This window comes from Streptomyces sp. A3M-1-3 (assembly GCF_024213665.1).
Taxonomy (GTDB): Bacteria; Actinomycetota; Actinomycetes; order Streptomycetales; family Streptomycetaceae; genus Streptomyces.
In genome coordinates, this window is sequence record NZ_JANAVP010000005.1 from 92,515 (window position 1) to 103,832 (window position 11,318).

Sequence of the window (11,318 nt, forward strand, 5' to 3'; positions counted from 1 at the left end):
CCAACCGGGCGACGACCGGGCCGTCGGGGGCTACCCGTCGGACAGGTGCCGCTCGCCGTAGATCTTCATCGCGTCGCGGATGAAGGCCGCCGTGCCGGCTCCGTGCTGGTCGTACGTGGCGGTGAAGCGCGGGTCGGAGACGTACATCTCGCCGAGCCCGATGAAGTACGAGCGGGTCGGCGTGACGGTCGCCGACAGCCACTCGTACTGCCGCCGGGTGATGGCCTGCACCTCGTCACTGCCGGCGGCCTTCCCGTCCCGGAGCGCCCGCGCGAAGTCCTTGGCGATGGAGACCTGCCGCTCCGTGAACTCGCGCTTCTGCTCCTGGGTGAGCGAGCGCCACCAGCGGTCGCCCTTCTCATAGGCGTCCCGGCCCCAGCGCTCGGTCACCTCCTGTTCGTACTGCGTGTGATCAAAGCCGTCCAGCACTTCCTCGGCCATGAGCTGTTCTCCTCTCTCGGTCTTGTGGAGAGTGGTCCGCACCGAGGCGATCTGCCGCCCGATGCGCTCGCGTTCCTGCTCCAGCAGGTCCAGGTGCGCCCGCAGGGCGGCCGCGGTGTCCCGCTGCCCCGCGAGCACCTCCGCAATGGCGGGCAGCCCGAGCCCGAGCTCGCGCAGCAGCAGAATCCGCTGCAGGCGTACGAGCGCGTCCTGCCCACGTAGTAGCGGTAGCCGTTGCTGCCGATACGGCTGGGCTCGAGCAGCCCGAGATCGCCGTAATGCCGCAGCGTCCGGCTCGTGGTCCCGGCGCGCCGGGCGATTTCCTGGATCGACCACTCCATGGACGGAACGCTAAATCTTGACGTTACGTAAAGGTCAAGCCCGTAGGGAGTACGGGGAGACGACAAAGGCCCGGATCCATCAGGATCCGGGCCTCAGCCTCTGAGTAGCGGGGACAGGATTTGAACCTGCGACCTCTGGGTTATGAGCCCAGCGAGCTACCGAGCTGCTCCACCCCGCGTCGGTAAACACAACCTTACGCCATCCAGGACGGCGTCGTTACCAATTACCCCGGCGGCCCATGAGCGGCCCCCGCCTGGCCGCCGAGATGTTGCCGCCCCGATGGCCCGGCGTGAGCCTGACGGGGACGCCACCGGGTCTCAGCGAGCGCGGACGGGACCGCGCCGGTCGTGGTGCGCCGAAGGAGCGAGTGCGATGCGGGTCATGCTGCGAGCCCATCTGGACATCCAGGCGTCGAACGACGCGATCAAGAGCGGCAAGCTGCCGCAGATCCTCGAGACGCTGACGGAACGGGTCAAGCCCGAGGCCGCGTACTTCAACCTCAACGAGGGCGTGCGGTCCTTCATCATGGTCTTCGACCTCCAGGACAGCGCTGACCTGGTCGCCATCAACGAACCGCTCTTCGCGGAGCTCGGCGCGATGGTCGAGGTCCAGCCGGTGATGAACCGCGAGGACCTGCAGAAGGGCCTCGCGGCGCTGCAACGGTAGGGCTGACTCCCGGCGGCGGCCCGCGCCGGATGCGGGATTGCCCGGCCGCGTCCATCCTGAGAGTCAGCGACCCCCACAAGGGAGGACGAGCCATGTCGATGCTCGACAAGCTCAAGGGCCTGCTCAAGGGCCACGAGGACACCGCCAGGCAAGGCGTCGAGAGGACGGGCGACGCCATCGACGAGCGAACGCACGGCAAGCACAGCCGCCACGTCGACACAGCGCAGCAGAAGATGAACGACGAACTGGGCACCCGCGAACCGCCAACCCCGGGCGACGACCGCCCGCCCCAGGGCTGACCGGCACCGCGATGCGCCCCGGCCGGAGAGCTCCGTCCGGGGCGCATCGCATCGGGAGTGGCCGCATGCTCTCCTGGACGCATGGCAGACAACCCGCTGATCCGCTTCACCAACGAGCTCATGCGGCTCACCAACGACCTCGACCAGGCCACGGCCGCTGACTTCGTACTGCGCGTCTACGAAGCCGGCCGCGACGCCGGCGCGGCACGCGAGGACGAGGACTGAACCCCCGCGCGAACAAGCCCCGGCCTCAACGCAGGGCTTCGAGCGCCTTGAGGATCAGCGGATGCCTAATTCTCCATCCGGACGCTGGTCGTGTGCCCGCGGGACGGGGAGCGCTGCCCCGAAGGATCTTGAACCGTCTCGCCCGAAACAAGATCAGCCCCAGGCCAGAAGTGCTCTGACCAGGCACTGAGTGGTAGGCCGTGTGGGACTCGAACCCACAACCAACGGATGTCGGCTGAGGCCCCGTTCCTGCCCATGCCGTTCCGGCTGGTGAGACCGGGTGCCCCAGCCACCCGACCACCGACCCGTGACACCCCGTCCACAGGCGTCCGGGCTCACAGCGGGCTCACCTCATACGACCGCTGACCTGCCCTTCTGACCGTTTCCTCGTCTGCCCATGACGATGTCTACGCAGCGATGGGTGCCGGCCGTGCCGCATTCGTGTGAGGTGTGGGAGAACCCTGCGCCGGCCGCTCCTATCGGGCCTAGGGTTGGCCGCGATTCGGCCGGGGCTGCTGCGCCCGGTCTGGCACAGCTCGGCCCGGAGGACGCATGGAACACCTGCGGCTGCTGCGACGGCGGCCCGTCCTGGTGCTGTGGCTCGCGCAGAGCCTCTCCGTCCTCGGGGACCGCCTCTATGCCCTTGCGGTCATGTGGGTCGTGTACGCCGCGACCGGCTCGGCCTCGCTCATGGGCCTGGTTGCGGTTGCCGAGTCGCTGCCGTACATCGCCCTCGGCACCGTGGGCCGACGGCTCGTCTCCCGCTTCTCCTCGTACCGCGCACTCGCATGTATCGACGGGGCGCGGGCGGCGGTTGCGCTCGCGCTGCCGTTCCTGTGGTCGCCAGACGCGCGGGGCACCGCTCTGCTGCTAGCCGGTGTGCTGCTCCTCGGCACGCTCGGGGCGCTCTTCGACCCCAACCTCGGTGCCCTGGTGCCCGATCTCGTCGAGCCCGAGCGGGTACAGCAGATCACCGGACTCCTTGACCTCACGGGCCGCATCGCCCGTATCGCAGGCCCGGCCAGCATCGGCCTGCTTCTGCTCTTCGTCTCCGAGGTGCAGCTCTTCGCCCTGAACGGCGCGACGTTCGCCGTGTCCGCCGTGGCGCTGCGCTGGCTGGCCCGCCGCTACGCGACCGCGGCCGGCGGTGCCGTTGAGCGCCCTGGGGGCAGGGCGCGGCCGTCGGTCCGGGCGTGGCCGGTGCTGCGTGAGCACCCGCGGGTCGGGCTGGCGATCGGCCTGCACGGCGTAGCCCTGTTCTGCTCGGCCGTGACTGCAATCGGCATGCCTGCCCTGCTCGCCACCCGGTACGGGGCGGGCGCCGCGGTGTACGGACTCGTCACGGCGGTGGTGGGCGTCGGGGCGCTGCTGGGCAACCCTCTCGCGAGCAACCGCCGCTTGGGCAGCTGGCTGCCCGTCTACTGCGGTGCGTGGGCCCTACAGGGCGCGGCGACCGCCTGCATGGGCCTGGTGCTCGACCTGCCCGCGCTGCTGCTGCTCGCCCTGCTGACGGGCATCGTCACCCCAGCTACGAGCGTCACTCTGCGCGCGCACCTCGGCGCGTTCGCCCCGGCGGAACGGCTGCGCCTGATGTCCGTCGACCAGACGATCATCCGGGCAGGCGGCACGGCCGGAATGCTGTTGCTGCCATTGCTGGTGGACGCCTCGCCACGTGGGGCCTTTGTCGCAGGCGGGCTCATGGTCTCCGGAACCGCGCTCGGCACCTTGCTGGCAGCCACACGATTGCGGCGCCGGGAGGCGGCCCCGCTGGCTGTCTCTACAGCAAGCAGATGAGCCGCGGTTCGCGGAGATTGAAGGGGCGGGGCGGCCGGATTCGAACCGGCGTCCTCCTCCATGATGTGTAGGCGCACTACCTCTGTGCTACGACCCCGCCTTGCAGTGACCATAGGCAGCCTGCCCGACCACTGCGCCAGTGATTATTTGGGGCGACGCGCCTCACCCCTCCCCGGTGGTGCAGGCCCGGCGAGGGGTGAGGGGTCACAGAGACTGACCGGTTACGCCGCGGGTGCCTCCGGCTTCCAGTCGGCCACGTCGAGCGCGAGCCAGTGCTCGACGGTCACGTTCTCGAACGGGACTCCGATCTCGTTGTAGATCCGGGTGTGCATGGCGCCGAACCAGGCGCCCCGGCGGTCGTCGAAGAACTCGCGGTCGTACCAGGCGACGCCCAGCAGGACCGTGCCGCCGCCGTTCTGGTTGTCCGGGTCAGCCTCGAAGTACGTGCACTCCCAGTCCCAGAGCATCTGCTCGTCGGGGCGGGAGCGCAGCCGCTCATCGCTGGCACGCAGGTGCTCGATGCACCGCTCAACGGTGGCGGCGTCGGGGCAGTAGTACCGGCAGTCGCTGAACGCCACGACGCTCTTGCTGCCGCGCCGGGCCGGGTCGACGTCCTCGCCGGTGAGCACCCGGACGCGGGTGATCGGCGGAGCGCTGGTTTCGAGGATGGTCACGGTGGTTCTCCTCTCGTTGCCGATGGTGTGCTGTGTGTGGTGCGTGATCACCAACCTGCCCCGGTCAGCGGGTACAGGTTGGGGCTGTGGGGGCCGCTCGACCGGATGGCGCCGGGGGCGACGTAGCGGATGTTCAAGCCGATCCGGGTGCCGGCCGTCCTGTTGCTGTCGGAGCGATGCAGCAGCCGGACGTCCATGAGGCACGCCTGACCGGCGTCGAGAGGGAGCCACACCCCGCGGTCATGGGCGCCGTTCGGCATGTCCTGCACGCCAAGTGCCTTGCCGCGCCGGGCGTTGCTCTCCTCACGGTCGTTGGGGAGGTATCCGGCGGCATGCGAGCCGGGGATGACCTGCAAGCACCCGTTGACCGTGGTCGCGTCTGTGATGGCGAGCCAGGCGGCGACCGACTTCTCGGGGTCGAGCTGCATCCGTCGGTTGGTGCCGTCCTGGTGCCAGGGCACCGAGAACTCGCGGCCTGGCCACTTGATCATCAGAAAGGTGTTCTCGACGGCGCCCGCCTCGCCGATCAGCTCCTGCACGGCGGACAGCAGCCCGGGGGAGCGCACCGCATGGGCTGCCCACGCAGAGCGCAGGTGCGCGTCGAGCACGACCTCGGTCCGATCGGCCCGGTGCTCGGCGATGATCTCGGCGGCGCGGGCGCGCGCCCGGCTGTTGGTGTTCCATTCGAGCCCGGTCCGGAACCCGCTCTCACCGAGCCGACTCGGGCCGGCGCGGCTGATGGTGGGGACCTCGCTCATTGGGCTTCACCCTTCGGTTCGCAGCGGGCGCACTGGCAGGGCGGGAAGGCGAGGGAGTTCATGGGCGGGCTGTCCCGGACTCCGGGTCCGACGACGACCTCGGCGCGCTCGTGCACGATCTGTCCCGTCCGGCCGTTGACGTCGTACACGCGAATGGTCATGGGCATGCGCACTCCCGCTGCTCAAGGGCGTTGTGGATCCGGTGTGTCACCAGTGCACCGCCTGAAGGGGCGTCATGGGTCGCCGAGCAGCGGACGTTTAGGCGGACGTTTTCGCCCCGGTGGCAGAGGTCAGATCACTACCGTGGGAGCACATGCCGTAGCCACGAGGGGGAAGCGCATGGCGGGGAAGGCGACGGGTGAGCTGGCGCAGTTACGGCGGGCGGCCGGCTATACGCAGGCGTCGTTCGTCGAGGCGTTCAGCGAGGAAGCCGCACTCCTCGGGATCGCTGCCGCGGTGAGCGTCCGGCAACTGCGACGGTGGGAGGGCGAGAAGCCGCCACCGCTGCCCCATCCGGGCCAGCAGGCCGTATTGGAAGCCCTGTTCGGTATTCCGCTCGCCGAGATGGGGTTCGCCGTCCCCGGCCATCGCGTGACGGTAGCGGCGCCCATCAGCGACGCTGGAGAGGTGAAGAGGAGAACGTTCGTCGCGGACGCGGGCGCCCTCGCGGCCGCGGCACTCATCCCTGCCGCGCCGGGGCCGCGCATCGGCACGGCCGATCTCGGACGGCTGCGAGAGCAGCTCGACGGGCTGTACCACACGGACCACACCGCGGGCAGCGTGCCGGCGAGTACGCAGGCCGGGCGCATCGAGGCAGAGATCACCAGCGCCCTGAGCAGCGCCTCGTACACCTCCCGCGTGGGCCGAGAGCTGCAAACGATGCTCGCCGAGCTGCACGGACACCGGGCCTGGTACGGCTACGACGGGGGCCGCATCGCCGAGGGCCGTGCCGCCTGCATGGAAGCCCTCGCCGCGGCACAGCTCGTCGACAACCCCCTGCTACAGGTCTCCGTGCTGGAGACCCTCGTACTCCTGGCGGTCAAGTCGGACCGGACATGGGAGGCCGCGAGCGCAGTCGAGAACGCCTACCGCCTGGCCACCCGGGCGGGGGCCGGCGCGACCGTTCACCTCGTGATCGCGCTCCGCGGTGCCAACGTCGCCACACATGCGGGCGACCTGTCGGGCGCCCGACGCGCCCTGACCCGCGCAGTCCATTACCAGGGGCGCACGGACTCCGACACGAACGTGCCGAACTGGGCTAAGTTCGTAGGCCCGTTCGAGGTCGACTACGCCACGGCGGACATGTACGTACATGCCGACCAACCCAAACGAGCAGTGCCCTTCCTCAGGGCAGCCGTGCACGGCATCGGCGGCGGGCTGGCGCGGAACAGCGCCTCGTACCGCGTCAAGCTCGCCGACGTGCTCCTCGCCGCGGGCGAGGTCGACGAGGCGTGCGCCGAGGTGGGCGGCGTACTGGACACCTGGGGCGGCATCGCCTCGCCCCGCTTGCTGGGCAAGGTGCGCGCCTTCCAGCGGACGGCGGCCGGGATCGACAGCCCCACCGCCCGTGACTGCGTCGCACGTATCCGCGAGACCGTGCGAGAGGGCACCGGATGAGTCAGCCATCAGCGATCGGCGTCGAGCAGCTCAACGGACCGGCCGCCGCCAAGGCCGAGGAAGCGTTCCGCCTGGTCTACGCCGAGGCGTTCGCCGAACCGCCCTACGACGAGACCGAGGCGGCCGTCGCAGCCACCTTCCGCCGGTTCCGCTCGCAGACCCGCAAGGCCACGTTCCGCGGCGCCCTGGCGACCACCGCGGATGGTGAGCCGGTCGGCATGGCGTACGGCTACCCACTCGGGCCGCAGACTGGCTGGTGGGACCAACTGACCATGCCCGTTTTCGACGAGATGCGCCGCGAGGACGGCAGGCGGACGTTCGGCCTGATGGAACTCGCCGTGCGCACTCCATGGAGAAGGCAGGGCATTGCCCGGCGCCTGCACGACACCCTGCTCGACGGCACCGAGGCCGAGCGGGTCCTGCTCAACGTCCACCCGGACAGCAAGGCGGCCGTGGCTGCGTACCGAGCATGGGGATACCGGAAGGTCGGCGACGCCCGGCCTTGGGCGGGCGCGGACCTGCACAACGTGATGCTGCTCGACGTGCGCTGACCGGACTCTCGCGCGCGGAGGGCGCATCGACCGGTCGCGAGCCCGAGCCGGTTCCTGTATGCGCGCGAGGGGAGGGGGAACCAGTTCCCCGCACAGGTTCGGTCCGTTGTCAGTGCCCTGCGATATTCGCGCGGGCCCGCGCACAAGGCGCGACCGGTCGCGGTATGGAGCGCGAGCGGATCGCCGCAGTGCGCGCCAAGCTCGCCGAGATGAAGCCGTTCCGGAAGATCACCGGAGCAGCGACCCGCCAGCGCATCCGGGCGACCCTGCGCGCGGCCTGAACGATGCCATCGCCCAACAGCTCATCACCTTCAACCCGGCGTCGCACGTGGAGCTGGAGACCGGCAAGCGGCCCAAGGCACTCGTCTGGACCGACGAGAGGATCGCCCAGTGGAAGCGGACGGGCGAGAAGCCGTCGCCCGTCATGGTCTGGACTCCCGAACAGACAGCCGCCTCTACGCGCTGTACCACCTGATCGCGTTCCGCGGCCTGCGCCGAGGCGAGGCATGTGGTCAGCAGTGGACCGACACCGACCTCGGGGCCGGGCTGCTCACGGTCGCCACTCAGCTCGTACAGCGCGGCTGGAAGGTCGAGGAGTCCGCGCCCAAGACGGACAGCGGCGAGCGCGTTGTCGCCCTCGACTCCGAGACCGTGAAGGTGCTCGCGAAGCACCGCAAGCGGCAGATGAAGGAGCGCCTCGCATGGGGCGAGGCGTACGCCGACACCGGCCGCGTGTTCACGCAGGAGAACGGCGAGTGGCTCCACCCGGCATGGGTGACCGACCAGTTCCGGAGATTGGCTGCCGAGGCAGGTCTGCCCCCGATCCGGCTTCACGACCTGCGCCACGGCCCGGCGACCCTCGCCCTCGCGGCCGGCGCCGAGATGAAGGTCGTACAGGAGATGCTCGGCCACTCCTCCATCACCATCACCTCGGACACGTACACGAGCGTCCTGCCCGAGGTCACGCGGAAGGCTGCCGAGGCCGCGGCGAAGCTGGTACCGCGGCAGGCCGCTCGTACCGCCGGGCTCACCTCGGGCTCACATCAGCCCAAGCAGAGGGCCGGACACAGCGAAGCGCCCCACCCGAAGAAGCCGAGTGAGGCGCTCACACGCAGGTCAGCGGGGGTGCCAGCGCACCCCCACGCAGTAGGCCGTGTGGGACTCGAACCCACAACCAACGGATTAAAAGTCCGCTGCTCTGCCAATTGAGCTAACGGCCCTCGGCACAACACCCCTGAGCATAGCCGGACGGTGCCCGGCAGCCGATCGGGTATCGGCTGCCGGGCCGTCGCGCTGCTGCAAACGGTGTCGGCAGGGGTGTTCAGCTCAGGCTCGCGTAGCCCTTCCAGCGGGTGGTGAGGAGCTTCCGTGCGGCGAAGCTTCCGGTGCTGTTGATGTTGTAGAGGTAGACCGCGCCCGCCGAAGTGCGGCCGAGGATGTCCTGGCGGCCGTCGTGGTCGAGGTCGCCCGACCCGACGATGGCGTTGAAGGACTTCCAGCCGGTGCCCGCCTTGGTGCGGGACAGGAACCCGCCGTTGCCCTTGCCCCGGTACAGCCACAGATCGCCCGTGCTGTCCCGTGCCAGAAGGTCCGCCTTGCCGTCGCCGGAGAAGTCCCCGCGTCCCACGATCGCGTTGTACATGTTCCAGCCGGAGCCGATCTTCACTCGGGCGCCGGCACCTCCGGAGGCCGTGGCCGGGTGCATCCACAGGTTGCCGGAGGCATCGCGGCCGACGATGTCGGGGTGGCCGTCGCCTGACAGGTCGCGCGCCACGAGCATCCGGTTGTACCGGTTCCAGCCCGCGCCGAGGCTGATTCTCCGGCCGGGGTTGAAGCTCTCGTCATACGCGATGCGGTACAGCGTGCCGTCGTTGCCGCGGACCAGGAGATCCGCGTAGCCGTTGCGGTTGAAGTCGCCCGCCTGGGTCACGAAGTTGTCGTAGAACGCCGACATGTGACCGCTGTTGTCCACACCGTTGGACGACCCGGAGGACTCGCCGAGGACGTCGATCATGCCGGAGGGCTCCCGGCCGATGACCGATCCGCTGTCCCGGTATTCGACGTCGACGTCGCGGGTCCAGCTCTCGATGACCGGGCGATACGCCGGAACGGAGGTGTAGAGCCGCCTCGTCGTCGTTGCCGCAGGTCCCCGCGACCGGGAAGAACGAGCGGCGCACGCCGTACTGCGGAGTGCCCTGCACGTTCAAGTCGCGCCCGTACGTATGGCGTGAGCCGCTGCTCCGGTCGACGACCGCCAGCTGCCCGCCGCTCACGGCGAGCCCCTTCACCTCGGCGGGGAGGGGAGCCAGATCGACCACCCGGGTCACGACAGGCGCGCCGTCGGCTCCCTCGGTGATCCGGTACGTGCCCCAGTCGGAGGTGCCCGTGACTCCGCCGACGGCCACGACGGAGCCGTCTTCGGCTGACGCGACCTTCATGGTGTGCCGGCTCAGCAACTGCCGCGGCTCGGCACCGCCCTTGATCGGCGTCGCCATGAGCGGATACGAGTGCCCCTTGGAGTGGATGATCCAGTCCCCGACGATTCCGACCTCGTAGCCGTACCGGTCCACGGCGGCAGGCGAGTTGAGCACGACCGGCTCGGCGCCGATGTCGGACCTCGGCACGATCTTGATCTGCGAGCCCGTGCCGTACCCGTACCAGCCCACGTAACGGGGTGACAGCAGAACGCCGGGGCTGTCGATCGGCGCCGTGTGGCCGGTCATCCGGGCCGTGGCGACATCGACCGGCGCCAGCCGACCGGTACCGCCCACCCTGATGCGCAGTACGACGGCGTCCGAGTCACCCGCGCCGGCCGGACCGGGCCACACGAACTCGGCGCCTTCGGGCAGACCCGTCACGAGGCGATCCCGTACGGTCCCGTCCTCCGTGACATCCAGCAGATGCACCTCAGTTGCCTTGGTGACCGAAGTGCCGCCGGAATCAACGGTCTCCAGCTTCGCGCCGACCACCGTATTGCCGTACACACCACCGAAGGTGAGTCCCTCGGGCATCGTCACGAACCGCGTCGTCCCGGCAGCCATGTCGCGCAGTTCGCGTCGTTGCCGCGGCGGAACGCCATCGTGTCGGTACCGGTTCCGTGCATGGCCGTGACCACGCCGGTCCCGGCCGGTTCCACCGGGACCGAGCGACCGTCGGCGTAACGCGCCCACTCGTACTGGCCGGCGCTCTTACGGTGGAAGACGCCCTGCCGGCCGGCGCCGTCCGCTTCCAGCCGGGAACCGGTGTGGTCGAGGTGGAACTGCTGCTGCGCCTTGGCGAACGTGGCCGGGATCTCCACGGGATCCGCGGCATTCGCGACAGCACCAGCCGCCGTCGGTGCGGCTTGCGCCGCGGCCGGGCCGAGAGCGGCGGCAAGCGAGAGTGATACGGCTGCGGCTACGGCGCCGCGGATGACGGCACGCTGGGCCACTCGGGTCCTCCCCATGAAAAAAGCACGTAGGCATGGGGATTCAGTGCGCTGAACAGCACAGGAATGTTGTCGATCTGCCCCCCGGCAGCCCCCCACGCGAGTAGGCGGATCGTAACAGCCGCCTCACCGGCAACGGAAGGTGTTTTCGAACCCGTTCAAAGACAGCGGAAGGGCCCGCACCACACCGAAGTGTCGTGCGGGCCCTGCCCGGTGTTCAGACGTTCAGACGCGAGCGTCAGCCGTTGCGCTTCCAGCGCGGCTTGTCGTCGCGGCGGCCGAAGGTGCCGGTGTTCGTGCCGGTGCCGGTGCCTCCGCGGTGGTCGTCGCGACGGCCGTACGGGCGGTCGCTGCCGCCGGTGCGGTGGCCGCCCGCGGGGCGGTCGTCGCGGCGGTCGCGGTTGAACGGGCGGTCGCTGCCACGGTGGCCGCCGGTGGGGCGGTCGTCACGGCGGTCGAAGGAACGGCCACCGGAGGGGCGGTCGTCACGGTTGAAGCCACCGGACGGACGGTCGTTGTCGCGG

At 69.8% G+C, this 11,318-nt stretch carries 12 protein-coding genes, 3 tRNA genes and 3 pseudogenes; 7 read left to right on the plus strand and 11 right to left on the minus strand.

The window, feature by feature from the left end:
* Positions 1–30: 30 nt before the first annotated feature.
* A pseudogene (locus tag NLX86_RS07345) lies at positions 31–782 on the minus strand (MerR family transcriptional regulator).
* 105 nt (positions 783–887) lie between these two features.
* A tRNA-Met gene (locus NLX86_RS07350) sits at positions 888–961 on the minus strand.
* A gap of 194 nt (positions 962–1,155) precedes the next feature.
* On the opposite strand from NLX86_RS07350, the gene NLX86_RS07355 reads away from it, so the two are divergent.
* From NLX86_RS07355 to NLX86_RS07370, 4 genes are all read left to right on the plus strand, one after another.
* Entirely contained in the window at positions 1,156–1,449 is a 294-nt protein-coding gene (locus NLX86_RS07355) for a hypothetical protein (protein ID WP_254370788.1), read from the plus strand.
* A 92-nt stretch (positions 1,450–1,541) separates the two neighbouring features.
* Positions 1,542–1,748 (plus strand): antitoxin, encoded by a 207-nt coding sequence (locus NLX86_RS07360; RefSeq protein WP_254370789.1) that lies wholly within the window; start codon positions 1,542–1,544, stop codon positions 1,746–1,748.
* A gap of 81 nt (positions 1,749–1,829) precedes the next feature.
* Positions 1,830–1,973 (plus strand): hypothetical protein, encoded by a 144-nt coding sequence (locus NLX86_RS07365; RefSeq protein WP_254370790.1) that lies wholly within the window; start codon positions 1,830–1,832, stop codon positions 1,971–1,973.
* Between the two features lie 552 nt (positions 1,974–2,525).
* Positions 2,526–3,767, plus strand: coding sequence for an MFS transporter (locus NLX86_RS07370; protein WP_254370791.1), 1,242 nt, complete (start codon positions 2,526–2,528; stop codon positions 3,765–3,767).
* Positions 3,768–3,791: 24 nt separating this feature from the next.
* Here the strand turns inward: NLX86_RS07370 and NLX86_RS07375 are convergent.
* The 4 genes from NLX86_RS07375 to NLX86_RS07390 all read right to left on the minus strand — a co-directional run bounded on the left by NLX86_RS07375 (position 3,792) and on the right by NLX86_RS07390 (position 5,366).
* Positions 3,792–3,866: transfer RNA gene (locus NLX86_RS07375), tRNA-Asp, on the minus strand.
* A gap of 122 nt (positions 3,867–3,988) precedes the next feature.
* Complete coding sequence (locus NLX86_RS07380; RefSeq protein ID WP_254370792.1) at positions 3,989–4,441, minus strand: hypothetical protein; 453 nt, start codon at positions 4,439–4,441, stop codon at positions 3,989–3,991.
* A 47-nt stretch (positions 4,442–4,488) separates the two neighbouring features.
* The gene (locus NLX86_RS07385) at positions 4,489–5,199 is read right to left on the minus strand and encodes a phytanoyl-CoA dioxygenase family protein (RefSeq protein WP_254370793.1); all 711 of its coding nucleotides are present in this window, start codon (positions 5,197–5,199) and stop codon (positions 4,489–4,491) included.
* Positions 5,196–5,366 (minus strand): hypothetical protein, encoded by a 171-nt coding sequence (locus NLX86_RS07390; RefSeq protein ID WP_254370794.1) that lies wholly within the window; start codon positions 5,364–5,366, stop codon positions 5,196–5,198. Before NLX86_RS07390 ends, NLX86_RS07385 begins: the two co-directional genes overlap by 4 nt.
* Positions 5,367–5,538: 172 nt before the next feature.
* Here NLX86_RS07390 and NLX86_RS07395 point away from each other — a divergent pair, with 172 nt between their 5' ends.
* The 3 genes and pseudogenes from NLX86_RS07395 to NLX86_RS07405 all read left to right on the plus strand — a co-directional run.
* A complete protein-coding gene (locus NLX86_RS07395; protein WP_254370795.1) occupies positions 5,539–6,816 on the plus strand; it encodes a DNA-binding transcriptional regulator in 1,278 nt (425 codons plus the stop codon).
* Positions 6,813–7,367, plus strand: a complete 555-nt coding sequence (locus NLX86_RS07400) for a GNAT family N-acetyltransferase (RefSeq protein WP_254370796.1) — start codon at positions 6,813–6,815, stop codon at positions 7,365–7,367. The genes NLX86_RS07395 and NLX86_RS07400 overlap by 4 nt, the downstream gene beginning before the upstream one ends.
* A gap of 170 nt (positions 7,368–7,537) precedes the next feature.
* A pseudogene (locus NLX86_RS07405) lies at positions 7,538–8,453 on the plus strand (tyrosine-type recombinase/integrase); the annotation flags it as partial.
* A gap of 61 nt (positions 8,454–8,514) precedes the next feature.
* Here the strand turns inward: NLX86_RS07405 and NLX86_RS07410 are convergent.
* The 5 genes and pseudogenes from NLX86_RS07410 to NLX86_RS07430 form a co-directional block, all read right to left on the minus strand.
* Positions 8,515–8,587 (minus strand) — tRNA-Lys (locus tag NLX86_RS07410).
* A 101-nt stretch (positions 8,588–8,688) separates the two neighbouring features.
* The gene (locus tag NLX86_RS07415; RefSeq protein WP_254370797.1) at positions 8,689–9,297 is read right to left on the minus strand and encodes a VCBS repeat-containing protein; all 609 of its coding nucleotides are present in this window, start codon (positions 9,295–9,297) and stop codon (positions 8,689–8,691) included.
* Entirely contained in the window at positions 9,209–10,384 is a 1,176-nt protein-coding gene (locus NLX86_RS07420; RefSeq protein WP_254370798.1) for a hypothetical protein, read from the minus strand. The genes NLX86_RS07415 and NLX86_RS07420 overlap by 89 nt, the downstream gene beginning before the upstream one ends.
* Positions 10,381–10,797, minus strand: a complete 417-nt coding sequence (locus NLX86_RS07425) for a hypothetical protein (protein ID WP_254370799.1) — start codon at positions 10,795–10,797, stop codon at positions 10,381–10,383. Before NLX86_RS07425 ends, NLX86_RS07420 begins: the two co-directional genes overlap by 4 nt.
* Positions 10,798–11,032: 235 nt before the next feature.
* Positions 11,033–11,318, minus strand: a pseudogene (locus tag NLX86_RS07430) (RNA helicase); the annotation flags it as partial.

Excerpts from the sequence above, each read along its gene's own strand:
- NLX86_RS07355 (WP_254370788.1), top strand. The coding sequence starts at position 1,156 with ATGCGGGTCATGCTGCGAGCCCATCTGGACATCCAGGCGTCGAACGAC.
- NLX86_RS07360 (WP_254370789.1), top strand. The coding sequence starts at position 1,542 with ATGTCGATGCTCGACAAGCTCAAGGGCCTGCTCAAGGGCCACGAGGAC.
- NLX86_RS07365 (WP_254370790.1), top strand. The coding sequence starts at position 1,830 with ATGGCAGACAACCCGCTGATCCGCTTCACCAACGAGCTCATGCGGCTC.
- NLX86_RS07370 (WP_254370791.1), top strand. The coding sequence starts at position 2,526 with ATGGAACACCTGCGGCTGCTGCGACGGCGGCCCGTCCTGGTGCTGTGG.
- NLX86_RS07385 (WP_254370793.1), bottom strand. The coding sequence starts at position 5,199 with ATGAGCGAGGTCCCCACCATCAGCCGCGCCGGCCCGAGTCGGCTCGGT.
- NLX86_RS07390 (WP_254370794.1), bottom strand. The coding sequence starts at position 5,366 with ATGCCCATGACCATTCGCGTGTACGACGTCAACGGCCGGACGGGACAG.
- NLX86_RS07395 (WP_254370795.1), top strand. The coding sequence starts at position 5,539 with ATGGCGGGGAAGGCGACGGGTGAGCTGGCGCAGTTACGGCGGGCGGCC.
- NLX86_RS07400 (WP_254370796.1), top strand. The coding sequence starts at position 6,813 with ATGAGTCAGCCATCAGCGATCGGCGTCGAGCAGCTCAACGGACCGGCC.